Source organism: Demequina salsinemoris (assembly GCF_000974805.1).
Lineage (GTDB): Bacteria > Actinomycetota > Actinomycetes > Actinomycetales > Demequinaceae > Demequina > Demequina salsinemoris.
In genome coordinates this window covers 164,146-188,558 of record NZ_BBQZ01000007.1, presented here as the reverse complement: position 1 = coordinate 188,558, position 24,413 = coordinate 164,146, and the positions used below count along the sequence as shown (strand labels likewise).

Genomic DNA, 24,413 nt, shown 5'->3' with positions numbered 1-24,413 from the left:
AGTACCTCACCTTCGAGACGTGCTGCCGCGCACCCGGCGGATCCGCCCTGAAGCGGGCGCTTCCTCACCGGGTGCGCGGCGTCGCGCGACGATTGATTCTTAACAAGGCAACCATTCGGCCGATGGGGCGGGTGTCGCTGGCGAGATCCGCCGCGCCAATCCCACTGGAGAATCATGGAAACCACGCATGCCTCGAAGCGCGCCGCGAAGGGCAGGCGCTTCCCACTCTTCGCCCAGATCGGTGCCGCGTTCGGCACCGTCGTGGTGCTGCTCGCCGTCGTCGCGACGACCGCCGTCGTCCAGCTCGGTCACCAGAACGCGACCGACCAGGAGATCATGACGAAGATCTACATGTCCGACGCGAAGATCGCCGAGCTGTCCGACGCGGTCGCGACCGTCCGCATGCAGACGCTGCGCATGCGCAGCATGGACGAGTCGGAGCTCGCCGACGCCTATGCGACCCAGCAGGAGAACATCGCGACCTTCGGCACGCTGATCGAGGAGTTCTCCGCGCTGTACCTGGAGTACTTCGGCGAGGAGATGACCTACAACGAGGACGACGTCGCGGCCTGGAACGCGTACACCGCCGGCCTCGACGCGCTCTACAACCCCGACTCCGAGGAGACGGCGATCTCCAACGAGGAGCAGGACGCGTACGGCGCGCAGACCAGTGAGTCCGTCGCTTCGCTGACCGACCAGGTCGCGACCAAGGTCACCGCCGAGATCGAGGCCGGGTCCGCGTCGAGCGGTCAGGTGCGCCTGCTCCTCATCATCGTGTCCGCCGTCGCGGTGGCCGCGGCGATCGCGCTGGGCATCTGGATCTCGCGCCGCATCACGCGCTCGGTGGGCAAGGTTCAGCACGCGCTCGAGGCCATGGGCGACGGCGACCTCACGGTCGACGCCGACGTGACGACCAAGGACGAGATCGGCGACATGGCGACGTCGCTCGGCAAGGCGCAGACGGCGCTGCGGGAGACGATGGCCGAGGTCATCGACTCCGCGCAGACGGTGGCGGCCGCGGCCGAGGAGCTCTCCGCAGCGAACGCTCAGGTCGCCGCCGGCTCGCAGGAGACGTCGACGCAGGCCGGGGTGGTCGCGAACGCGGCCGACGAGGTCAACCGCAACGTGCAGACCGTCGCCTCGGGCGCGGAGCAGATGGGCGCCTCCATCAAGGAGATCTCGCACAACGCCAACGAGGCTGCCCGCGTGGCCGCCAACGCGACGACCGTCGCGGAGTCCGCGAACGCGCAGGTCGGCAAGCTCGGCGACTCGTCGCAGGAGATCGGCAACGTCATCAAGGTCATCACCACGATCGCGGAGCAGACGAACCTGCTCGCGCTCAACGCGACCATCGAGGCCGCGCGTGCCGGCGAGGCGGGCAAGGGCTTCGCGGTCGTCGCGGGCGAGGTCAAGGACCTCGCTCAGGAGACGGCGAAGGCGACCGAGGAGGTCGCCCGCCGGGTGGCCGCCATCCAGGACGACACCAGCGGCGCCGTCGAGGCGATCAACGAGATCTCGGACATCGTCAAGCAGATCAACGACTTCCAGATGACGATCGCCTCCGCGGTCGAGGAGCAGACCGCGACGACGTCGGAGATGTCGCGTGGCGTGGCCGAGGCCGCGACCGGTTCCGCGGACATCGCGGGCAACATCTCGTCGGTGGCGCAGGCCTCCCAGGATGCCGCGCAGGTGCTCGACCAGATCGGCGGCTCCGTCAACGAGCTCGCCCAGCTGTCCGCGAACCTGCGCGCCAGGGTCGAGTACTTCACGTACTGATCGGTACTGCCCCTCGTCAGCCGGGCCACCGGTGAGCGACGAGGCACCGCACGAGGGCCCTCGGGGAAGCAATTCCCCGGGGGCCCTCGCCGTGCGTGCCCCAAGTACTTCACGTACCGCGATGCGTCCTCACACCCCTGTCCCGGCCGTCGATGAGGGGGCGAGGAACATCCCCGTTCCCTCTCACCCCGGGAGAATCATGAACAACCTCGCTCGTATCGGGCGCGGCCCCAGGCTCGCGCTCGGCGTCCAAGTGCTCATCGCGGTCGGCGCGGTCGTCGCCGCCCTCGCCATCGTGGGAACCGTCTCGATCGCGTCGTCGCGATCGACCGGAGCCCGGTACGACGCGATCATGGATGACTTCGACGACATGACGGAGGCGCAGGCGAGCCTCATCGACGCGTTGTGGGACGTCCGCTCGACCACGACCGATCTGGCGCTCGCCTCGGAAGGCAAGCTCCCCGCGCTCCTGGAGAGGCTGGCCGTGGAGCAGGCCGGCTTCGAGGAGGAGTTCGCCTCCTTCGCGGCCGATTACGAGGAGATCTTCGGCGAGCCGGTGTACGGCAAGGACCTCATCGAGTCGACCTGGGAGGGCTACACGGCGGCGGTCGAGTCTCGCTGGGTTCCGAGCGAGGGCGTCGAGCCCGCGTCCGACGCGACCATCACCGGCTACGACATCACCATGGGCTCGCTCATCGGTGAGTTCAACTACGCGGTGGACGTCCGGATCACTGCGGCGATCGAGAACTCTCAGGAGCGCACCGCGACGGTCAACCTGATCGCGACCGCGCTCCTCGTCGTCGGCATCGTCGTGGGAGTCGGCGTGGGATGGTTCGTGACGAGGCGCATCTCGCGCTCCGCGGCAGCCGTCAACCGCTCGCTCGAGGCGATGGCGTCCGGCGACCTCACGGTCGTCGCCGAGGTCAGCTCGCGCGACGAGATGGGCGACATGGCCGCGTCGCTGAGCACCGCCCAGAAGTCGTTGCGCGAGACGCTCGCCGAGGTGGTCGCGTCCGCCCAGACCGTCGCGGCCGCCGCGGAGGAGCTCTCGGCCGCGAACGCTCAGGTCGCTGCGGGCTCGCAGGAGACGTCGACGCAGGCCGGGGTGGTCGCGAGCGCGGCCGACGAGGTCAACCGCAGCGTGCAGGCCGTCTCGGCGGGCGCGGAGCAGATGGGCGCGTCGATCAAGGAGATCTCGCACAACGCGAATGAGGCCGCCCGGGTAGCGGCGAACGCGACGACCGTCGCGGAGTCGGCCAACGACCAGGTCGGCAAGCTCGGCGATTCCTCGCAGGAGATCGGCGACGTCATCAAGGTGATCACCACGATCGCGGAGCAGACGAACCTGCTGGCGCTCAACGCGACCATCGAGGCCGCTCGTGCCGGCGAGGCGGGCAAGGGGTTCGCCGTGGTGGCCTCGGAGGTCAAGGACCTCGCGCAGGAGACAGCGAAGGCCACGGAGGAGGTCGCGCGCCGCGTGGCCGCCATCCAGGACAGCACCGGCGGGGCGGTCGAGTCGATCGGACAGATCTCCGAGATCGTGCGTCAGATCAACGACTTCCAGATGACGATCGCCTCCGCAGTCGAGGAGCAGACCGCGACCACCCAGGAGATGAGCCGTGGCGTGGCCGAGGCCGCGACGGGTTCCGCGGACATCGCGGGCACCATCTCGTCGGTGGCGCAGGCCTCATCAGACGCGGCCCAGGTCCTGGACCAGATCGGCGCGAGCGTGAACGAGCTCGCCGAGCTGTCGGCGAACCTGCGCGCGAAGGTCGAGTACTTCACGTACTGAGCCGAGGCGGCGATCCTCCACCTGTTGCGAACCGGAGAAAGTGGACTTATCACTGAAGTCGGTGGGTCAACGTGCGGACCCCGACCGCACCCCACCGCTGGGGGGTCGCCATGTCGCACCGCACTGGAATCAGCTCACTGTCACCGCTCGCTCCGCAGTCGCCTCTGTATCAGGGACCCTTCGGACGGCTCTTCCCCGATCTCGCCGCCTGGTCGCCACGACGCGGGCCCTCGGCGGATCCGCATCGTCCCATCTCCGACGAGGAGGCCGACGCTCTGCTCGCGGAGCTCGCCGACACCATCACCGAGCGCCCTGGCCGGACCGCCGAGGCGATCGTCGCCGCGGGGCCGGGCCCCGACACCGAGTTCGATTCCGGCATGCCCGCCGGCTACACGTACTTCGGACAGTTCGTCGATCACGACATCACCTTCGATCCGGCGTCGAGCCTGCAGCGGGCCACCGATCCGAACGGCCTGCTCAACTTCCGCACGCCGAGGCTCGACCTCGACTGCATCTACGGGCGCGGCCCAGGCGACCAGCCGTACCTGTACGACCAGCGCCGCGACCACGCGGGCGAGCTCCTCGTGGACCCCGCGCGCGACTCCGAGGGCAACGCCCTGTGCGTCACGGTCGATGGCGAGGAGGTCGCGTTCCACGACCTGCCGCGCAACTCGCAGGGGCGCGCGCTGATCGGTGACATGCGCAACGACGAGAACGCGATGGTCAGCCAGCTCCAGCTCGCGTTCCTGATGGCCCACAACGCGCTCGTCGAGCGGGCGCGCGAGCGCATCGACGCGGAGCGCGCGGCCGGCATGGGCGCTCCCGTGGCGTCGGAGAACGAGCCCTTCGAGCGCGCGCGGCGCACCCTGCGCTGGCTGTACCAGCACGTGTTCTGGTTCGACTTCGTGCAGCGCGTGTGCGATCCCGACGTCTGGGAGCATGCGCTGCACGACCCGGCAGGGGACGATGCGGTGGCGGGGCGCAAGACGTGGGCGACCGGCTTCGGCGATGTCTACAGCTGGCGCGACCGCCCCTTCATCCCGATCGAGTTCTCGGTCGCCGCGTATCGCTTCGGCCACACGCTCGTGCGCAACAGCTACCGCACCAACGCGTCGCAGGGAGGCAAGGAGATCCCGATCTTCGCGCTCGCCCCCGACGGCGCGGACCTTCACGGGTTCCGGCCGATGGGCGCCGAGCGGCTCATCCAGTGGGACCGCTACCTGCCGATGGGCAACCCCGACGCGGGATTCCCGCAGCGCGCGCGCCGCTTCGACGCGCTGCTGTCCAACTCTCTGTCCGCGCTCGATGAGGACCTGGACCCGTCGTCGTTCCTCAACCGGCTCGCGTTCCGCAACCTCAAGCGCGGCTGGCGCATGGGCCTGCCGTCGGGTACCGCGGTCGCCAAGGCGCTCGGGGTCGAGCCGATCGCGATCCCCGCGGATCGCGACGCGCTGTGGCTGTACATCCTCACGGAGGCGCAGGAGCAGCAGCAGGGCAGGCGGCTCGGCACGGTCGGCTCGATGCTCGTGGCGTCCACGTTCGCGGGGCTGCTCAAAGGCGACCCGACGTCCTGGGTCAACCAGGAGCCGGGCTGGATGCCCGGCGAGGACTCGCTGCTGTGGGGCTACGACGACAACCGCGACTCGACCGAGCAGGTCGACGGTTCGCGCCCCTGGACGCTCGCCTCGATCATCCGCATCGCCGGCGTCCCGGTTGCGGACGCGCCCTTCGTCGCGCTCGGGGCCCAGGGAGGGGCCGCGCAGATGGGGAGCTCGATCCAGGCGGCGTGACGTGCCTCGGGACGACGTGCTCTGCAATCGTGCCGGCCCGCGCCTCAGGCGACCGCAGCATCGTCCCTGGGTCCCGCATCGTCCCTGTCCTCCATGCGCCTCACCCGGGCGGCGCCGCACGTGCTGCACACAGGTGACTCTGCAGGCGGCGTGTCGGCGCCGATTCTGGGGGCGACACGCCTGACGCAGTGCGAAGTGTGTGCAGGACGTGCGGCGGCCGCGGATCTGCCGGCCGCGCCTCACCTGAACGCGACGAGGGGCGCCGGGGATCCCCCGGCGCCCCTCGTGCGCGTCAGTCGTTCTGGGCGATCGGCTTCGCGCCCCAGATGCGGTCCAGGTAGTCCTTGATCGAGCGGTCCGAGCTGAAGAAGCCAGAGTGCGCGACGTTGAGGATCGCGGAGCGGCTCCAGCCCTCGTAGTCCTTGTAGGCCTCCTCGACGCGCGCCTGCGCGTCCATGTAGGAGCGGAAGTCGGCGAGCGCCATGAAGCGGTCGCGCTCGGTGAGCGAGGAGAAGATCGACGCGACCGCGCCGCCCTTCTCGCCGTCCGTGAAGTGGCCCGAGGCGATGAGGTTGAGCGCGGCCTTGAGCTCCGGGTCGGACTCGTAGTACGCGCCGGGGTCGTAGCCCTTGGCCGCGAGGTCCGCTGCCTCGGGCTCGGTCATGCCGAACAGGAAGAAGTTGTCGTCGCCCACGAGCCGGCGGATCTCGACGTTCGCGCCGTCGTCCGTGCCGATCGTGAGCGCTCCGTTGAGCGCGAACTTCATGTTGCCCGTGCCCGACGCCTCCTTGCCCGCGAGCGAGATCTGCTCCGACAGGTCGGCCGCCGGGATCAGCGTCTCGGCGAGCGTGACGTTGTAGTTCGGCGGGAACACGACCTTGAGACGGCCTTCGAGCGACGGGTCGCTGTTGATGGTCTTCCCGACCGCGTTGATGAGCTCGATGGTCTCCTTGGCGCGCACGTAGCCGGGCGCGGCCTTCGCGCCGAACATGAACGTGCGCGGCGTGACCGATTCGAGCGGCGTGCGGCCAGACTTGATGCCCTCGTACAGCGACACGATGTGCAGCAGCTTGAGGCTCTGGCGCTTGTACTCGTGGAGGCGCTTGACCATCGCGTCGACCATCGCGTCGCCCGCGATCTCGATCCCGTCGCGGTCCTTGAGGACCTGGGCCAGACGATGCTTGTTGGCGCCCTTGATCTCGCGGAACCGACGGCGGAACTCGGGATCGTTCGCGAGCCCGTCGAGCTGGCGCAGCTGCTCGAGGTCGGTGAGCCACGCGCCGCCGATCGCCTCGGTGATGAGGTCCGACAGGCCCGGGTTGGCGAGCCGCATGAAGCGGCGAGGGGTCACGCCGTTGGTGACGTTGGTGAACTTCTCCGGCCACATCTGCGCGAAGTCGTTGAGCAGCTTGTCCCGCAGCAGCTGCGAGTGCAGCTCGGCCACGCCGTTGACCTTGAAGCCCGCGACCGTCGCGAGGTGCGCCATGCGCACGCCGCGCTCGGGCTGCTCGGCGATGATCGACATGCGGCGCACGCGCAGCTCGTCGTCGGGGAAGGCCTCGCGGACCTCGTCGAGGAACTGCTCGTTGATCCGGTAGATGATCTCCAGGTGGCGCGGCAGCAGCCGGCCGAGCAGGTCCACGGACCAGACCTCGAGCGCCTCGGGCAGCAGCGTGTGGCACGTGTACGCGAAGCATTGCTGCGTGACGGCCCAGGCCTCGTCCCAGCCCCATCCCTTCTCGTCCACCAGGATGCGCATGAGCTCGGGCACCGCGATGACGGGGTGGGTGTCGTTGAGCTGCCACGTGATGCGGTTGGGCAGGTTGTGCAGGTCGTAGCCGGCGGGCAGCACGTGCTCGATGAAGTCGTGCAGCGACGCGGCGACGAAGAAGTACTGCTGCTGGAGGCGCAGCTCCTTGCCCTGCGGGGTGGAGTCCTCGGGGTAGAGCACCTTCGAGATGTTCTCCGCGAAGGTGCGCGCGCGCACGGCTTCCGCGTAGTCGCCGGCGTTGAACTCGCTGAGGTCGAACTCCCGCTTGGCGCGCGAGCTCCATAGGCGCAGCGTGTTGACGCGGCCGTTGCGGTAGCCGGGGACCATGTAGTTGAACGGCACGGCGGTGACCGACCAGGCCGGGACCCACGTGCGCGCGCCGTCGGAGCCGCCCGGGGCGTCCTCGGTGTGGCCGCCGAAGGACACGTCGACCGAGTACTCGGGGTGCGGAAGCTCCCACGGCGAGCCCAGGCGCAGCCAGTTGTCGGGCTGCTCGACCTGCTTGCCGTCGACGAAGGTCTGCTTGAAGATGCCGTACTCGTAGCGGATGCCGTAGCCGATCGACGGCACGTTCATGGTCGCGAGCGAGTCGATGAAGCAGGCGGCGAGACGTCCGAGGCCGCCGTTGCCGAGCCCCGGCTCGATCTCCACGTCGCGCAGCTCGTCGATGTCGATGCCGAGGTTCGCGAGCGAGACGCGCGCGATGTCCTCGAGGTCGGACGCGAGCAGCGCGTTCTCGAGCTGCGGGCCGAGCAGGAACTCCGCCGACAGGTACGCGACGACCTTCGCCTGGTCGCGGTACTGGTTGCGGAGATTCTCGAGCCAGCGGGTGGTGAGGTAGTGGCGGACGGCGCGTGACAGCGCCCAGTACTTGTCGTTCGGGCTCGCGCGGTCGAGGTCGACGCCTCGTCCGTAGTTGAGCTCCCGCAGGTAGGACCTGGTGAAGCTCTCGACAGTGTGCTCAGGGACCGCTACCGGCGGCGTGTTCTCGCTCACATGGGGCAATCTACGCGCACACGGGTCCGCTGTCAGCCGGTGCCTCCCAGGAGACGCTCCGGCGCGCTCCCTGTCCGAGCGAGGGCCTTTACGACACAATGGGCGGGTGACCTCGTTCGTTGATCGCCATATCGGTCCCGCAGACGATGCAGTCGAGACGATGCTCGACGCAGTCGGCTACACGTCTCTCGAGACCCTCATCGAGGCAGCCGTGCCCGAGTCGATCCGGCTCGACGACGTGCTGCAGCTTCCCGAGGCGCGCTCCGAGGACGTGGTCCTCGAGGCGCTGCGCCGCCTTGCGACGATGAACAAGACCGCCGTGCAGATGATCGGCCAGGGCTACCACGACACCATCACGCCGAAGGTGATCCAGCGCGGCATCCTCGAGAACCCTGCCTGGTACACCGCGTACACCCCGTACCAGGCCGAGATCTCGCAGGGTCGCCTCGAGGCCATGCTCAACTTTCAGACGATGATCGCGGACCTCACGGCGCTGCCGATCGCGGGGGCCTCCCTTCTCGACGAGGCCACGGCCGTCTCCGAGGCCGTCCTGCTCATGAGGCGCGCGGTCAAGGGCAAGGAGGGCGGCGTCGTCGTCCTGGATGCCGAGACGCTGCCTCAGACCGTCGCCGTCGTGAAGGCCCAGTGCGAGGCCATCGGCCTGCCGCTGAGGGTCGAGGCGCTGCACGAGGACTGGCAGGCCCCCGAGGACCTGGTGGGTCTCGTGATCCAGCAGCCCGGCGCATCGGGCCTCGTCCGTGACGTCGCGCACGTGATCGACCGCGTGCACGAGGCCGGCGGCCTCGTCACGGTCGCCGCGGACCTGCTGTCGCTCGCGATCATGAAGGCGCCCGGCGAGCTCGGCGCGGACGTCGCGGTGGGCTCGGCCCAGCGCTTCGGCGTCCCGCTCTACTTCGGCGGCCCTCACGCCGCGTTCATCTCCGTGCGCTACGGCCTCGAGCGCCAGCTGCCCGGCCGTCTCGTGGGCGTCTCGGTCGACGCCGACGGCGCCCCGGCCTACCGCCTCACGCTCCAGACGCGCGAGCAGCACATCCGCCGCGACAAGGCCACGTCGAACATCTGCACCGCGCAGGCGCTGCTCGCCGTGGTCGCGAGCATGTACGCCGTCTACCACGGCCCCGAGGGGCTGCGCGAGATCGCGATGAAGGTCCACTCGACCGCGGTCGCGGCCGCCGACGCCCTCACCGCCGCCGGGATCCGCATCCAGCACGAGCACTTCTTCGACACGATCCTGTGCGAGGTCCCCGGCGGCGCCGACTCCGTGGTCGCGCGCGCGGCCGTCGAAGGCATCAACCTGCGCCGCGTCGACGCGGACACCGTCGCGGTGTCGTGCGACGAGGTGACGCGCCTCGACATCCTCGACAAGGTCGTCGAGGCGTTCACCGCGACCAAGCGCCACCCGATCTACACGCCGCCGCGCGTCGCGATCCCCCGCGAGCTGCGCCGCACGAGCGACTACCTCCAGCACCCGATCTTCAGCATGCACCGGTCCGAGACGTCGCTCATGCGCTACATGCGCCGTCTCGCGGACCGCGACCTGAGCCTCGACCGGACGATGATCCCGCTGGGCTCGTGCACCATGAAGCTCAACTCGGCCGTCGAGATGGCCGCGATCAGCTGGCCCGGCTTCGCGACCATCCACCCGTTCGCTCCCGCCGAGCAGACCCGCGGCTACCGCGAGATGATCGGCCAGCTCGAGGACTGGCTCGCGGAGATCACGGGCTACGCGGCCGTTTCGGTCCAGCCGAACGCCGGCTCGCGCGGCGAGTACGCGGGCCTGCTCGCGATCCGCGGCTACCACCGCGCGCAGGGCGAGGAGCAGCGCGACGTGTGCCTCATCCCCGCCTCGGCGCACGGCACCAACGCCGCCTCCGCGGTCCTGGCCGGCATGAAGGTCGTGGTCGTCGCGACCTCCGAGGACGGCGAGATCTCCATGGAGGACCTCAAGGACAAGCTCGCGAAGCACGGGGACACGGTCAGCTGCATCATGCTCACCTACCCCTCGACGCACGGCGTCTACGAGGCTCACGTGGGCGAGGTGTGCGCGGCCGTGCACGACGCGGGCGGTCAGGTCTACATCGACGGCGCCAACCTCAACGCGCTCGTCGGGCTCGCGAAGCCCGGCCACTTCGGCGGCGACGTCTCGCACCTCAACCTCCACAAGACCTTCTGCATCCCCCACGGCGGAGGCGGCCCCGGCGTCGGCCCCGTCGCGGTCGCGCAGCACCTCGTGCCCTTCCTGCCCGAGCTCCAGCAGACGGTGCGCCGTCCCGCGGAGCTGCTGCGCAAGGGCGCGCCCGTCTCTGCCGCCCCGTTCGGGTCTGCGGGCATCCTGCCGATCTCGTGGGCGTACATCGCGCTCATGGGCGGTCCCGGCCTGCGCCGCGCGACCGAGGTCGCGGTGCTCGCTGCCAACTACGTCGCGACGCGCCTCGACGCGGACTACCCCGTGCTCTACAAGGGCCCGAACGGCCTCGTCGCGCACGAGTGCATCATCGACATCCGCCCGATCACGAAGGAGACGGGGGTCACCGCGGAGGACATCGCGAAGCGCCTCATCGACTTCGGCATCCACGCGCCGACGCTGTCGTTCCCGGTCGCGGGCACGCTCATGATCGAGCCGACCGAGTCCGAGGACCTCGGTGAGATCGACCGGTTCATCGACGCGATGAAGGTGATCCGCGAGGAGATCCGCGCGATCGCCGCAGGCGAGGTCGCGGTCGCGGACTCCGCGCTGCGCCACGCGCCGCACACCGCGGCGTCCGTGGTTGCCGACGAGTGGGACCACGCGTACTCGCGCGAGCAGGCCGCCTTCCCGGTGCCGTCGCTGCGCGTCGACAAGTACTGGCCCCCCGTGCGCCGCATCGACAACGTCCACGGCGACCGCAACCTCGTGTGCGCGTGCCCCCCGCTCGAGCTGTTCGACGAGACGGGCGAGTAGCGCGAGGTTCCCGCGCCGGTGTGTCACGGGTCCCCGGCCCGAGTCGGCCCGACTAGTGTCGGTGGCCTGAACGGCGCTGCGGCGACGTAGGACGGCGCGGAAGGACGGACCCATGGACGACGGCGTGCTGTACTCGGCGATCGTCGTCGCCGTCGCGATCACGTGGTTCCTGGCCTACCTCGTGATGGGCGTGTCCCTCGGACGCGTGCTCCGTCAGCTCGGGGGCCCGGTGGTGCCCGCCTGGATCCCTGTGAGGCGCTGGGCCGAGGTCGCGCGCGTCGCCGACGCCTCGCCCGTGCCGGTCGCGATCGCTCGCAGCGTCGAGGCGCTCGGCCTGCTCGGGGCGGTGGGCGCGGCCGGGGCGTTCGCCGCGGGCCTGGAGCTGCCGCGTTCGGCCGGTGCGCTTCCGCTCGTGATCGCCGCCGGCGCGGGCATCGTCGGCTGGATCCTGTGGATCGGGCACGCCGGATGGCTCGGCGTGAGGCTTCAGGCCCCGCGCGGGCTCGTCGCGCTCGCGGCCCTCGTCCCGCCGCTGTGGGGCTTCTTCGCGGCCGCCGCCTCCCGGCGCGAGGCGCAGGCCGCCGCGGCGCTCTCGGCGAAGGCGGCTGAGCCCGTCGTCTCGGCGACGGCCCCTGCTCCCGACGTCGCTGAGTCCACGCCCGAGGCGGTCGAGCCCGTCGCCGTCGAGGCCGAGACGCACGTCCTTGCGTCCACGCCGACCGAGGTCGTTCCCGAGCAGTCCCTTCCCGAATCCGCGCCGCAGCACGAGATCGTGCCCGAAACCCTCAACTCCGGGGCCGAATCCGCCGATGAGGAGGACACCGACGAGCAGTCTGCGGACGTCGCGGCGACCGGCGAGCTCTCCCCCGAGCCGCCGGCGCAGGCGCCGCTGACGCCGCCCGTCGGCGTGCCGTTCGAGCCGGACGCTCGTGATGGCCAGGAGGAGACACCCGTGAACAACCCGTTCGAGTCGAACCGCCGCTCGATGTGGGCGCCCACCGGGACAGGTGCGTCCCGCCCGGGCAGCGCGCCGTCGCCGCAGGTCCCTGCCGTCCAGCCGCCCGTCGCGCCGCTTCCGGCCGGACACGCTCCCGAGCCGCAGCCCCCGGTCGTGCCGCCGACGCAGCCCGTCTCGCCGTACGCCACGACGCCCGAGGTCTTCGCCGAGCCGCTTCCCACCGCGGCGATGCCGACGCTGTCCGATCGACCCACGCGGCTCCCCGACTTCTCCGACCCGTCCTTCAGCACGTCGGGCAAGCCCGCGTGGCAGAGCGCGCTCGACACGGGCGCCATCCAGGCGCTGCTCGGCGCGGACGCGATCGCCGAGGACAAGCCGTTCGATCCGACCGAGGACGACGACTACGACGAGACCCGAGTGAGCCCGCGCCGACGCGAGCCGTGGGAGCTCGTCGCGTCCGACGGGATCTCCTACCGACTTTCGAGCGCGGTCTCCGTGGTCGGCCGCATCGGCGGTTCGCCCGTGGGGGACGGCTCGGCCCGCATCGACGTCGCCGACTCGACGCGCACGATGTCCAAGACCCACGCCCGCCTCGTCTGGATCGACGGCGTGTGGATGGTCGAGGACCTGGAGTCCACGAACGGCACGCTGCTCGTCGACTCTCACGGCCGCGAGACGGTCGTGCCGCCGGGCGCGCCCACGCCGCTCGTGGGCAAGGTCCTGTTCGGCGACTTCGAGATGGTGCTGCGCCGCGTCGAATAGCGCGGGATGGCCGCGGGGCCGGCCGCTGACGTGTCGTCGCACCTCGAAGGCGCGGCTCGCGCGACTACGCTGGTCCGGTGACCACTGAGACGCTCCGCTCCCCCCTGCACGACGAGCACGTCGCCCTCGGCGCGACGCTCGTGGACTTCGCCGGCTGGGAGATGCCGGTCCGCTACACGGGCGACATCGCGGAGCACACCGCGGTTCGCACCGCGGCAGGCCTGTTCGACCTGAGCCACATGGGCGAGATCTCGGTGCGCGGCGCCGACGCCGAGGCCTTCCTGGACGATGCGCTCGTGGGTCGGATGAGCGCCGTCAAGCTGTGGGGAGCCAAGTACACGATGATCTGCGCCGCCGACGGCGGCGTGATCGACGACCTCATCGTGTACCGCCGCGACTGGGATCACTTCGTGATCGTCGCCAACGCGTCCAACAAGGACGTGGTCTTCGCGGAGCTCACCGAGCGCGTCGAGGGCTTCGACGCCGAGGTCGAGGACATCTCCGACCAGGTGGCGCTCATCGCCGTCCAGGGTCCGCGCGCGGAGGCGATCGTGTCCCGCATGACCGCGCGCGGCGCCGACGACATCGAGGCCATGAAGTACTACTCGGCAGCCAACGTCATGCTCGCCGGCGGCATCCACGTGTTCGCGGCCCGCACCGGGTACACGGGCGAGGACGGCTTCGAGCTGTTCGTCGGCGCCGACGAGGCGGCGGCCGTGTGGCAGCTCGCGCTCGCGCAAGGCGCGGCTGACGGCCTGATCCCCTGCGGCCTGTCCTGCCGTGACACGCTCCGCCTCGAGGCAGGCATGCCGCTGTACGGCAACGAGCTGAGCCGCGCACGCACGCCGTTCGACGCCGGCCTGGGCCGCGTCGTCGTCTTCGGCACCGAGAAGAACCCCCGCGGCGACTTCGTGGGCCGCACCGCGCTCGAGGCCGTGCGCGAGACCTGGAAGGCCGCCGAGGACACCGCCGCCGCATCGTCCCTGTCGACCCTGGTGGGCCTGGTCGGCGACGGCCGACGCGCCGCGCGCGCCGGCTACGCGGTCCTGGACGATGCGGGAGAGGCGGTCGGCGAGGTCACCTCGGGTGCGCCGTCGCCGACGCTCGGCAAGCCCATCGCGATGGCCTATGTTCCCCTCGCGCTCGCCGCCCCCGGCACCGAGGTGGGCATCGATGTGCGCGGTCGTCGCGAGACGATGACCGTGACCGCGCTACCGTTCTACAAGAGGGGCGCCTGACGCGCCCCGACCCTTCGAGGAAGGACCCTGACATGGCGAACGTTCCCGACGAGCTCCAGTACTCCGAGGAGCACGAGTGGGTGTCCGGCGAGCTCGCTGCCGACGCCGTCGTGACGATCGGCATCACCGAGCACGCCGCCGAGGCGCTCGGCGACATCGTGTACGTCGAGCTGCCCGAGGTCGGCGCCGCGGTGTCCGCGGGCGACGTGTGCGGTGAGCTCGAGTCGACCAAGGCCGTGAGCGAGCTGTACTGCCCCGTCACGGGCGACGTGGTCGCGGTCAACGACGAGCTCTCGGACGCCCCCGAGGCGATCGGCGAGGACGCGTACGGCGAGGGATGGATCTTCAAGGTCCGCCTGGCCGAGGTCCCGGAGGGTCTGCTCGACTCCGAGGCGTACGCGGCGATCACGGAGTGACCGTGGACGCCGTCTCCCCGGGCGGTGACGATCCCCACGGTCAGATCCCCCAGATCCCCGTCAACGGCCCCGCGCGGCTCGTGGTCGCGGCCGCCATCACCGACGACCTCGATCAGCCGCGCCTGCTCTTCGCCGCGCGCCGCTCGGCGCCGCCCGTCTACGCGGGCCTGTGGGAGTTCCCCGGCGGCAAGGTCGACGAGGGCGAGACGCCCGAGGAGGCGCTCCACCGCGAGATCGACGAGGAGCTCGGCGTCGCGATCGAGATCGGCGACGAGATCGTCGGACCCGACCCCGGCATCGTCCTGCCCGACGGCACCGACACGGGCCCCGCGTGGGAGCTCCGCGCCGCCGAGGGCGACGGGCCCAGGCTGGTCCTGAGGGTCTGGTGGGCGAAGATCGTCCCTGGTGCGGACGGGTCCGATCCCGAGCCGCGGCCGCTCGAGGACCACGACGAGCTGCGCTGGCTCGAGCCCGGCGCCTGGCGCGACGTGCCGTGGCTGCCCGCGGACACGCGCATCGTCGAGGCGCTCCTGGACGACGCGATCGCGAGGCTGCGCAAGGGCTTCTGCTGACGTCTGCGGCGTGGACGCCCGTCGAAATCCTCTACACTTCCTTCACTGAGTGACACATGTCACTCCTTCCGGGGGGAAGTCCACGAAGGGGGATCGGATGACGCTGCTGCCCGCCAGCCCGGCGCTGATCATGCTGTACGGAGTCGCCTGCGGGCTCGTTCTGGGGGTGTGGGGCGCGCTCATGTGGCGGCTGTGGCACACCAAGTCGACGGCGTCAGAGGCTGCCTTCTCCGTGATCGTTCTTGTGTCGGCGCTCTACGGGCTGGGGGCTGACGCCTGGGGCTGGTGGACGCCCGGCACGTGGGCCCGCGAGGCGGGCCTGATCGGGTCCGCGGGCGACACCGTCCTCTTCGCGATCTCGGTGTTCACCGCCGCGGTCGTCACCGGCCTGTCGCTCACGGTGATCTGGAACGTGTTCCGACCGCGGGGCGCGGGGCCTGCCGGCCCCGCGCAGGCATAGGGGTGGCCGTGAGCCACGACGATGCTGGCGGCAGGCTCGGCCGCTACGTCGCGTGGACGGCGCGCAATGAACGGTGGCTTCACGCAGGGATCGGGGCGTGCGCGTTGGTCGTGGCGTTCGCGACGGCTTTCGGAGGAGACGACGTCTCTGGAACGGGGATCGGTGCACTTGCCTACCTGGCGGTGGCTCTCCACTTCGTGTTCCGCAGCGGGGCGGCCTTCAGGAAGATCGAGCCTTCTGGCCAGGTCGCCCTGGTCTCGGGCCTGATGATCTTCGTCGGTGCCGTGGTCGCGCTGCTCGACGAGCGGTGGCCATCGCTGTGGGGTACGACCTACGGGCTCGCCGAGCCCATGATGCTGCTGCTCGTGATCCTCGGCGGCACCTACCTGCTGCGCGCGCTCAGAGTGCAGGGCTGACTCGGGGAAGCGTCACCCCCGCGCGACGCAGCCCGCGATGTGGTCGTCGACAAGCCCGCACGCCTGCATCGCCGCGTACATCGTGGTCGGCCCCACGAAGACGAAGCCGGCCTTCTTGAGGGCCTTGGCGAGGGCGACGGACTCGGGGGTCTGAGCAGGCACGTCGGCCCACGTTGCGGGCGGTTCGGAGCGGGGCGTGGGCGCATGCGACCACACCAGCTCGTCGAGCGAACCGCCCGCGGCCTGCAGCTCGACGAGCGCCCGCGCGTTGGTGATCGCCGCCTCGATCTTGCGGCGGTTGCGGATGATGCCCGCGTCGGCCATGAGCCGTTCGACGTCGTCCGGGCCGAACTCGGCCACCACGGAGGGCTCGAAGCCCGCGAAGGCCGCCCTGAACCCCTCCCGCTTGCGCAGCACCGTCAGCCACGACAGCCCCGACTGCATCGCCTCGAGCACGAGCCGCTCGTAGAGCGCGGCGTCGCCGTGGACCGGCACGCCCCATTCCTCGTCGTGATAGGTCGCGTACAGGGGGTCGTCGTTGCCGAAGCAGCGGACGGCGAGCGGGGATTCCGAGGTCATGCCCCCAGTCTGCCTCCCGCCCCTGACGCGACCAGAACGGCGCCGGACACGTGGGGAGACCGAGCTGTCGCATCGTCCCTGTGGACGACGCCGGGCCGCTTCGGGGAGCCAGGATGACCGACACCTGTCCACAGCATCGCCTCTCGAACGTGCGTATTCTTCCCGCCATGACCATCGCGGGTCTTCTGCGCCACGGGCGCCCGACACTGAGCTACGAGCTGTTCCCGCCGCGCACGCCCGCGGCGGAGGAGAACCTGCGCGCCACCGCGCGCCTGCTCCTCGACACGCAGCCGGACTTCATGTCGATCACCTACGGCGCCTCGGGCACCACGCGATCGACGTCGCGCAAGGTGGTGCAGCTGCTCGCCGAGGCCCACACGGTCCCGCCGCTCGCGCACCTCACGTGCGTCGACCAGTCGCGCGCGGAGCTGATCGAGGTCATCGAGGAGTACCTCGAGGAGGACGTGAAGGACTTCCTCGCGCTGCGCGGCGACCCCCCGCGCGGCACGACCACCTGGCGTCCCCACCCCGACGGCCTGAACTACGCGAGTCAGCTCGTCTCGCTCGTCCACGAGGTCGCCCGCGCGCACGGGATCCTCGACATCTGCGTCGGCGTCGCCGCCTTCCCCGCGACCCACGCGATGGAGCGCTGGCGTCAGTCCACGATCGACGTCCTGCGCTACAAGGAGCACGCGGGCGCGAGCTTCGCGATCACCCAGGTGTTCTACGAGGCCTCGCAGTACACGGCGATGGTCGAGGACGCGCGTGCCCAGGGCATCGAGATGCCGATCATCCCCGAGGTGATGCCGATCGTGTCGGCCAAGCGCGCGGCCAGGGCCTCCGAGCTCACGGGCGTGCCGACGCCGGCCGAGCTCGTCTCCGCGCTCGAGCAGGCGGAGACGGACGACGCGGCGCGCGCCGCGGGCGTCGCGCATGCCGCGCGTCTCTCGCGCGAACTCCTGGATGCGGGCGCCCCCGGCATCCACGTCATCACGTTCAACCAGTCGGCCGCGGCGCTCGAGCTCGTCGACGCGATGGGGCTCGCCGGACGCTCGCTCCCCTAGAACCGGGGGCGCGACACCCGGTGCCGCGCGCCCGTAGACTGCGGGGACGATGCGGCGCCCGCCCGCATCGCGACATGCAGGGGGATCCGTGGTCTGGGGTGCGTGGGCGGTGATCTTCGCCGCCTGTCTCGTGTGGGGGTTCGAGCCGTTGCGCTCGCGTGCCGCCAGGACGATGCTCGGGATCGTCTGCTTCCTCGTCGCCGCCGGCGCCGCCTCGGTCGCGCTCGAGCGCGCCGGCACAGTGGTCGTGGTCGGCGGAAGCGTCCTCGCCGCGGCGGCAGGCTTCGCCGTGGCATCCCTCGCGCGCCGCACGAGGTCCGAGCGTGAGTGACGTCGTGACGATCCTGCTCGGCGCGGTGACGCTCGTGCTCGCGGGGCTCGCCGCGGTCGGCTGGTGGCTCAAGGGGGCCGCATCGGTGCGGGACCCCGGCGAAGGCGCCGGCGACCCGGTCGACGCCCCGCGCTGGCGCATCGTCCTCGGGGAACCGCGGCTGAGCTGGCTCTGGCTGCTCCTGCTCGGCATCGCGGCATTCGAGTTGGCGGATTCGGTGGGGATCGAGGTCTCCGTGCCGACGATGCTCGTCGTCACCGTTGGCCTCGGCGTGGCGGTGGCCGCCGTCGCGACTGTGTGGGAGGCGCGTCGGCGCGGGCGACTCGATCGAGGCTTCTGGCGCCGGTGGGCGCTCGAGAATGCGGGCTACGTCGCAGGGATCGTGGTGGGGGCGTTGCTGCTGTCGTGGTGGAACCGCATCGGCGGGGTGAGCTGAGGTGGGCGACGTCGTGCGCATCGTGTTCGGAGTGCTCGCGGGCGCGGTGTGGCGTCGTCACAGGGCGGGGGCGGCGGCCGCATGAATCGCGTTTGTCGGGCGGCGGTGCGACACGCCGACGCGCGCCAAGCCGGCGATTATTGACACCGAGTGCCTCCCCCCCCCATATACTTCAGGAACTTTGTGGCACTGGGTCACATTTTGGGGGATTTGCGAGGGGTTTCAGTTGGTGCATCTCAATGGGGGAACGCGTCGTGCGTTCGGGCGTGTGGCGGCTGCCATGGCGATGAGTCTGGTGATCAGCGGTCTGGCGTTCACGTCGGCCAGCGCCGACGAGACGACGGAATCGGACTTTGTGGTTCAGGAGGCCGTGGAGGCCTCGGCGACCGGGGCGTCCGACGATGCGGCGGCGATCGCCGCGGCGGCGGAAGTTTTCGACGCCGATGACTCCGCGAGCGCGGCTGAGCTGGTCGAGGCGGCGTCCGCGACGGATGCAGTGGCGCTTGAAGGTACGGACGACGAGGCCTCGGTGGAGACGGGCACGCTGCAGCCGGTGGACGTCACGGTGACCGATGCTGGCGCGACGATGTCGGATGAGACCGGTGTGGAGTTGGGGATCTCCGCGGTCGGCGACGCGACCGAGAGCGAGCTCGTCGATGGTGCCTCGGTGGCGCAGGATGTCGCGGACGGGACCGACGTGGTGACGCGCGCGACTGAGGACGGCGTGCAGCTCGTCGCAGTCCTGGAGGATGCGGAGGCTGCCGCGAGCGTGGACTTCGCGCTGGACATCCCCGAGGGTGCGGAGCTCGTCGAGCAGGAGGACGGCTCGATCGACGTGGTCGTGGAGCAACAGGTTGAGGTTGCGGATCCTGCCGATGAGGCGCGGGCGGATGCCGAGGTCGATGCGCTCCTCGACGGCGTCGAGGACCTGGACGACCTCACCGACGAGCAGTGGGCTGCGCTCGACGCGATCGAGCCGGTGGCGACGACGACGGAGACGGTCGAGACTACTGTTGCCAGCGTGGCCGCGCCTTGGGCCGTCGATGCCAACGGCGAAGCCTTGGACACCTCCTACGAGTTGGACGGCTCCACCCTGACCCAGGTCATCCAGACCGACGATTCGACGGCCTTCCCCGTCACCGCGGACCCCGCAGTATGGTGGTGGGTGGCCACCGCGGCGACCTGCGCGGTCCAGGTGGCTGCACTTGTCGCGCCCTTCATTGGCGAGGCGAAGATCGCTGCTGCGCTCGCGAAGGTGGAGAAGATCATTGCGAGCTCTGCCAGGCTCAAGAAGGCTGTGGACGCGATCGGTGGCCTCAAGGCGACGCTCAGACTCATCAAGAAAGCCGCCACCGGCTACAGTTCAATGTCGAAGGCATCCAAGGCGCAGCTGGCGGCCGTGGTTGAATTCGGGTCCAATGCACTGTCGGAGTGGCTGGGAATTGGGAGCTGCGTCTCGTTGATCAGGGCGTTCTGATGGTTGGGATCATCGTGACCGTGATGTCGGTCTTGACCACGGTGGTTGCGTTCTCCATCGCGTACGGCGACCGAGACGAGTTCACGCGGTTTCGGACGGGCGTGGTCTACGGAAGCCTGGCGCTCTCCGTCGTCTGGGGGTGGCTCTTCGCCCGGACAGATCTCCTTGGGTCGATGCTGGTGAAGTGGGCCGTGTTCGTCATTGCTCCTGGCCTGTTGGCGTACGTGCTGGGCCGCATGCTTTGGCGTCGACGCGAACGAGGGAGGACTACTCCGACCCGGTGATGAGATCGCGCTCCACCTCAGGGTGGCCTCTTCCCACGTGGAAGCCATCACCCGCTCGGGGCGTTAGCCTCAGTCGTACGCCGACGCCCCGAGAGGAACGCATGCCCGACCAGACCACCCCCAAGAAGATCACGATGAGCCGCGAGTCGGAGGGCGTGTACACGGTCACGACCGAGTCGGGTGCGCAGCTCACGTTCGGCCGCGGCGAGGGGCTCGTGTCGCCGGTCGAGATGCTGCTGGCGGCGATCGCGGGCTGCTCGAGCATCGACGTGGACATGATGACGACGCGCCGCGCGGAGCCCGACACCTTCGAGGTCACGGCGACCGCCGAGGCCGTCAAGAACGACGAGGGCAACATCCTGCGCGAGATCCAGGTCGCCTTCGACCTTGCCTTCCCCGAGGGTGAGGACGGCGACAAGGCTCGCGCGCGCGTCGCCTCGGCCCTCAAGGCGAGTCACGAGAAGTACTGCACCGTGTCGCGCACCGTCGAGGCCGGCGTTCCCGTCTCACTGGTTGAGAAGGTCTGACCACACTCCGGACGGCACTGGAGGTCGCCCGACACCTGTCCAAGGTGCCTGGCATTTCCATAATCGCCTGAATACCCCTGGCAGACGCGCGAAAACCCGCGTAACATCCCCGACACAATCTCGGTGCGCCTGAGCGCGCGTCGACAAAGCGCAATGGCGAGCCCGCCGCGCAACATCTGCTTGAGGTAGTCATGTCTGACAACTTTGATGCTGCCGCGACCGCACCCGCGTTCCCCGGTGGCACCGTCCTGGGTTATCCCCGCATCGGCCGTAACCGTGAGCTCAAGAAGGCGCTCGAGTCGTTCTGGAAGGGCAACACCGCCCAGTCCGACCTCGAGGCGACCGCGAAGCAGCTCCGGTCCGTCACGCGCGAGCGCATGGCCGAGCTGGGCCTTACGAAGGACGACTCGTCCATCCCCTCCAACTTCTCGTTCTACGACCACGTGCTCGACGCGTCGGTGACGTTCGGCGCGATCCCCGCCCGCTTCTCGCGCCTGCGCGCCGAGGACGGCTCGGTGGATCTCGCCGGCTACTCGACCATCGCCCGCGGCGAGGGCGCCGACGCCCCGCTCGAGATGACCAAGTGGTTCGACTCGAACTACCACTACCTGGTCCCCGAGATCGGCCCCGAGACGGTCTTCGCGCTGTCGTCGACCCGCTGGGTCGACGAGTTCGTCGAGGCCAAGGAGGCGGGCTTCCTCACCCGCCCGGTCATCACCGGCCCGCTCACCTACCTGTACCTCGCCAAGCCCACGGACGATGCGCCCACGGGCTTCGCGCCGATCGAGCGCCTTGACGACCTGCTCCCGATCTACGTCGAGCTCCTCGCGGCCTTCAAGGCCGCGGGAGCCGAGTGGGTCCAGATCGACGAGCCCGTCCTGGTCGCCGACATCGACGCCTCCCGTGAGGACGTGCTCGCAGGCGCCGAGAAGGTCTACGCGGCCCTCGCATCGTCCACGGACCGCCCGCAGATCCTCGTCGCCGCCCCCATGGGCTCGCTCGAGGACGCCCTGCCCGTCCTCGCATCGTCCGGCGTCGAGGCTGTCGCGCTCGACCTCGTCAAGGGTGCGGTCCCGACCGACGTCGACCTCGCGGGTCTCACGGTCGTCGCGGGCGTCGTCGACGGCCACAACATCTGGCGCACTGACCCTGACAAGGCGCTCGCGAAGCTCGCGGCCGTCGCCGAGCTCGGCGGCGCCGTCACGGTCGGCACCGCGACCTCGCTGTTCCACGTGCCCCACACCCTCAAGGGCGAGGAGCACCTGGGCGAGGAGCTGCTCAGCTGGCTGTCGTTCGCCGACGAGAAGATCGGCGAGGTCGTCACGTTCGCGACCGCGCTGCGGGAGGGTGAGGACGCCGTCGCCGACGCGCTCGCCGAGGCTCGTGCGGCCCTCGCCGACCGCGCCGCGCACCCGGGCACCAACCGCGCCGACGTGCGCGCGGCGCTCGCGGCCGTCACCCCCGCGGACCGCGATCGCTCCTCGTACGTGGCGCGTGAGGCGGCCCAGCACGACCGCTTCGACCTGCCCGAGCTCGCGACCACGACCATCGGCTCGTTCCCGCAGACCGCAGAGATCCGCAAGGCCCGCGCCGCGTGGGCCAAGGGCGAGATCGACGACGCCGCCTACGAGGACGCGATGAAGGCCGAGATCGACTCGGTCATCGGCCTCCAGGAGGACCTCGGGCTCGACGTGCTCGTGCACGGCGAGGCCGAGCGCAACGACATGGTCCAGTACTTCGCCGAGCTGCTCGACGGCTTCTCGGTCACGAAGAACGGCTGGGTCCAGTCCTATGGCTCGCGCTGCACGCGCCCCTCGATCCTGTGGGGCGACGTCTCGCGCCCCGCGCCGATGACGGTGCGCTGGGCCCAGTATGCGCAGTCGCTGTCCACCAAGCCGGTCAAGGGCATGCTCACCGGCCCGGTCACGATCCTCGCGTGGTCGTTCGTGCGCGACGACCAGCCTCTCGGGGTCACCGCCGACCAGGTCGGTCTCGCGCTGCGCGACGAGGTCACCGACCTCGAGGCCGCGGGCATCGGCATCATCCAGGTCGACGAGCCCGCCCTGCGCGAGCTCCTGCCGCTGCGCAAGCGCGACCAGGCCGCGTACCTCGAGTGGTCGGTCGGCTCGTTCCGCCTGTCCACCGCGGGCGCCAAGGACGACACGCAGATCCACACCCACCTGTGCTACTCGGAGTTCAGCGAGATCATCGACGCGATCGACGGCCTCGACGCCGACGTCACGTCGATCGAGGCCGCGCGCTCCCGCATGGAGGTGCTGCCCGCGATCCGCACCCACGGCTACGAGCGCCAGATCGGGCCGGGCGTGTGGGACATCCATTCGCCGCGCGTGCCCTCCACGCAGGAGATGACCGAGCTGCTGAGCCTCGCCAAGGAGTCGATCCCCGGCCGCCAGCTGTGGGTCAACCCCGACTGCGGTCTCAAGACTCGCGGCTACAAGGAGACCGTCGCTAGCCTCGAGCACCTCATCGAGGCCACCAAGGCCGTCCGCTAGGACTCAAGCGAGCGCGGCGTCGTCCTGAGGGGCGGCGCCGCGCTGTGCGTCCGGCGTCAGGGCGTCGCGAGGGCGGCGCAGGCGGTGTTCTCGACGTAGCCTCGCGCGGAGTCGAAGCTGACGCCGGGCTCGTTGGAGACGTAGCCTCCCGGGTTCTTGAGCTGGACGCACCAGTCATCGATCGCCGAGCCGGTGAAGCCCACGAACTCGACGCCGGGGGAGATCCCCAGCACGGCCTCCCCGTTGACCTTGTACACGCCGGCAGTCGTGTCCGCGGTGACGGTGACCGCCGTCGTGTCCTCATCGAACGCGGCGCGGATCTGGATGCCGAGGTTCATCGCGTCGGACTGCGCGACGGAGTCCTTCGCCTTCGCCTGGTGGTCGAGGTAGATCGGGATCGCGATCGCGGCGAGCACGCCGATCACGATGATGACGACGAGCAGCTCGACCAGGGAGAATCCCCTGTCGTTCGTGTGAGTCCTGTGGCGAAGCACGGTGATCCCCATTCGGCCCGTCGGCCACGGCGCCCCTCGCGCCGTTGCCCCGGGGCGGCAACTGTTCTCACTATGGTGACCGACTCGGTGGCGTGACGCAATGGCGCACGTGGAAGTGCCTGCTATGTCGGGTATGCGGGGCCCAAAGCCGGGCCCGTTCAGTCGTCGAGCAGCAGCTGCCAGACGCCGACGTCGATCCATCGCCCGAGCTTGTGCCCGACCTCGCCGAACGTGCCGACCTGCGTGAAGCCGAACCTGTCGTGAAGCGCCGCCGACGCGGCGTTCGGGAGCGCGATGCGCGAGTACAGGCCGTGCGCGGGGGCGTGCTTCGACGAGGCGGGGAGGTCCTGCACGCGGGCGATCACGGCCTCGAACAGCATCGTCCCCAGGCCGCGCCCGCGCGCGTCGGAGGCGAGGTAGATCGTGAGTTCGAGCGCGTGCCGGTACGCGTCGCGATCCTGGAACGGACCCGCGTACGCGAACCCCAGCATCGTCCCGCTGTCCGGATCCGAGGCCACGAGCCACGGCAGGCCGGCGGCCTGCACCTTCGCGACGCGTGCGCCCATCTGCTCGGCCGGGACCTCCTCGGTCTCGAAGGTGATGACCGTGTCGCGCACGTAGGGGTTGTAGATCGCGGCGAGCGTGGCGCCGTCGTCGGGCGTCGCGTCGCGGAGCACAAGGGTGGGCTGCATGCCCCCATCGTCCCAGCCTCCGCGCGGACCTGTCACCCCTGGTGCGGCACCGGGTGCCCTTGCTGAGCGCACCCGTTCGCGCGGGGTTAGCCTCAAGCCAGGCGGGA

Annotated in this window: 21 protein-coding genes; 17 read left to right on the top strand and 4 right to left on the bottom strand. The window is 70.2% G+C overall.

All coding sequences use genetic code 11. The annotated features are described in order from the left end of the window. Positions 1-174: 174 nt before the first annotated feature. The 3 genes from AOP78_RS13305 (at position 175) to AOP78_RS13295 (ending at position 5,358) form a co-directional block, all read left to right on the top strand. Positions 175-1,776 (top strand): methyl-accepting chemotaxis protein, encoded by a 1,602-nt coding sequence (locus AOP78_RS13305; protein WP_083980170.1) that lies wholly within the window; start codon positions 175-177, stop codon positions 1,774-1,776. Between the two features lie 199 nt (positions 1,777-1,975). Next, on the top strand, positions 1,976-3,568 hold the full coding sequence (locus AOP78_RS13300) for a methyl-accepting chemotaxis protein (RefSeq protein ID WP_062205694.1): 1,593 nt from the start codon (positions 1,976-1,978) through the stop codon (positions 3,566-3,568). A 110-nt stretch (positions 3,569-3,678) separates the two neighbouring features. Further along, entirely contained in the window at positions 3,679-5,358 is a 1,680-nt protein-coding gene (locus AOP78_RS13295; protein ID WP_062205692.1) for a peroxidase family protein, read from the top strand. Between the two features lie 292 nt (positions 5,359-5,650). On the opposite strand, the gene AOP78_RS13290 is transcribed toward AOP78_RS13295, so the two are convergent. Continuing rightward, positions 5,651-8,125: a glycogen/starch/alpha-glucan phosphorylase gene (locus tag AOP78_RS13290; RefSeq protein ID WP_062205689.1), complete on the bottom strand. Its 2,475-nt coding sequence runs from the start codon at positions 8,123-8,125 to the stop codon at positions 5,651-5,653. Positions 8,126-8,231: 106 nt separating this feature from the next. Between AOP78_RS13290 and gcvP the strand changes: the two genes are divergently transcribed. From gcvP to AOP78_RS13255, 7 genes are all read left to right on the top strand, one after another. Continuing rightward, complete coding sequence (gene gcvP / locus AOP78_RS13285) at positions 8,232-11,087, top strand: aminomethyl-transferring glycine dehydrogenase (RefSeq protein WP_269082110.1); 2,856 nt, start codon at positions 8,232-8,234, stop codon at positions 11,085-11,087. A gap of 112 nt (positions 11,088-11,199) precedes the next feature. Further along, positions 11,200-12,807 (top strand): FHA domain-containing protein, encoded by a 1,608-nt coding sequence (locus AOP78_RS13280; RefSeq protein WP_062205687.1) that lies wholly within the window; start codon positions 11,200-11,202, stop codon positions 12,805-12,807. A gap of 77 nt (positions 12,808-12,884) precedes the next feature. After that, positions 12,885-14,045, top strand: coding sequence for a glycine cleavage system aminomethyltransferase GcvT (gene gcvT, locus AOP78_RS13275; protein ID WP_062205684.1), 1,161 nt, complete (start codon positions 12,885-12,887; stop codon positions 14,043-14,045). A 32-nt stretch (positions 14,046-14,077) separates the two neighbouring features. Next, the gene (gcvH, locus tag AOP78_RS13270) at positions 14,078-14,461 is read left to right on the top strand and encodes a glycine cleavage system protein GcvH (RefSeq protein ID WP_062205682.1); all 384 of its coding nucleotides are present in this window, start codon (positions 14,078-14,080) and stop codon (positions 14,459-14,461) included. A gap of 2 nt (positions 14,462-14,463) precedes the next feature. Beyond that, the gene (locus tag AOP78_RS13265) at positions 14,464-15,033 is read left to right on the top strand and encodes a (deoxy)nucleoside triphosphate pyrophosphohydrolase (RefSeq protein WP_439645043.1); all 570 of its coding nucleotides are present in this window, start codon (positions 14,464-14,466) and stop codon (positions 15,031-15,033) included. 97 nt (positions 15,034-15,130) lie between these two features. Then, a complete protein-coding gene (locus tag AOP78_RS13260) occupies positions 15,131-15,493 on the top strand; it encodes a hypothetical protein (protein WP_062205681.1) in 363 nt (120 codons plus the stop codon). An 8-nt stretch (positions 15,494-15,501) separates the two neighbouring features. Then, a complete protein-coding gene (locus tag AOP78_RS13255) occupies positions 15,502-15,909 on the top strand; it encodes a hypothetical protein (RefSeq protein WP_152659559.1) in 408 nt (135 codons plus the stop codon). A 12-nt stretch (positions 15,910-15,921) separates the two neighbouring features. Here AOP78_RS13255 and AOP78_RS13250 read toward each other — a convergent pair whose 3' ends face one another. Continuing rightward, complete coding sequence (locus AOP78_RS13250; RefSeq protein ID WP_062205676.1) at positions 15,922-16,488, bottom strand: DNA-3-methyladenine glycosylase I; 567 nt, start codon at positions 16,486-16,488, stop codon at positions 15,922-15,924. Between the two features lie 167 nt (positions 16,489-16,655). Here AOP78_RS13250 and AOP78_RS13245 point away from each other — a divergent pair, with 167 nt between their 5' ends. The 7 genes from AOP78_RS13245 to metE all read left to right on the top strand — a co-directional run bounded on the left by AOP78_RS13245 (position 16,656) and on the right by metE (position 23,120). Further along, complete coding sequence (locus AOP78_RS13245; RefSeq protein ID WP_062205672.1) at positions 16,656-17,552, top strand: methylenetetrahydrofolate reductase; 897 nt, start codon at positions 16,656-16,658, stop codon at positions 17,550-17,552. Positions 17,553-17,640: 88 nt separating this feature from the next. After that, positions 17,641-17,883 carry a hypothetical protein gene (locus tag AOP78_RS13240; protein ID WP_062205669.1) on the top strand — a complete coding sequence of 81 codons (243 nt, stop codon included), beginning with the start codon at positions 17,641-17,643 and terminating at the stop codon, positions 17,881-17,883. Beyond that, positions 17,876-18,319 (top strand): hypothetical protein, encoded by a 444-nt coding sequence (locus AOP78_RS13235; protein ID WP_062205666.1) that lies wholly within the window; start codon positions 17,876-17,878, stop codon positions 18,317-18,319. The genes AOP78_RS13240 and AOP78_RS13235 overlap by 8 nt, the downstream gene beginning before the upstream one ends. 286 nt (positions 18,320-18,605) lie before the next feature. Next, positions 18,606-19,796: a hypothetical protein gene (locus tag AOP78_RS13230; protein WP_152659558.1), complete on the top strand. Its 1,191-nt coding sequence runs from the start codon at positions 18,606-18,608 to the stop codon at positions 19,794-19,796. Further along, positions 19,796-20,080: a hypothetical protein gene (locus AOP78_RS13225; RefSeq protein WP_062205661.1), complete on the top strand. Its 285-nt coding sequence runs from the start codon at positions 19,796-19,798 to the stop codon at positions 20,078-20,080. The genes AOP78_RS13230 and AOP78_RS13225 overlap by 1 nt, the downstream gene beginning before the upstream one ends. Before the next feature lie 101 nt (positions 20,081-20,181). Further along, positions 20,182-20,607: an OsmC family protein gene (locus AOP78_RS13220; protein WP_062205659.1), complete on the top strand. Its 426-nt coding sequence runs from the start codon at positions 20,182-20,184 to the stop codon at positions 20,605-20,607. A gap of 191 nt (positions 20,608-20,798) precedes the next feature. Beyond that, a complete protein-coding gene (gene metE, locus AOP78_RS13215) occupies positions 20,799-23,120 on the top strand; it encodes a 5-methyltetrahydropteroyltriglutamate--homocysteine S-methyltransferase (RefSeq protein ID WP_062205658.1) in 2,322 nt (773 codons plus the stop codon). Between the two features lie 56 nt (positions 23,121-23,176). Here the strand turns inward: metE and AOP78_RS13210 are convergent, their stop codons facing one another. Both AOP78_RS13210 and AOP78_RS13205 read right to left on the bottom strand, forming a co-directional pair. Then, positions 23,177-23,614, bottom strand: coding sequence for a type IV pilin protein (locus tag AOP78_RS13210; protein ID WP_160297645.1), 438 nt, complete (start codon positions 23,612-23,614; stop codon positions 23,177-23,179). 158 nt (positions 23,615-23,772) lie between these two features. Then, a complete protein-coding gene (locus AOP78_RS13205) occupies positions 23,773-24,306 on the bottom strand; it encodes a GNAT family N-acetyltransferase (protein ID WP_062205652.1) in 534 nt (177 codons plus the stop codon). Positions 24,307-24,413 lie beyond the last annotated feature (107 nt).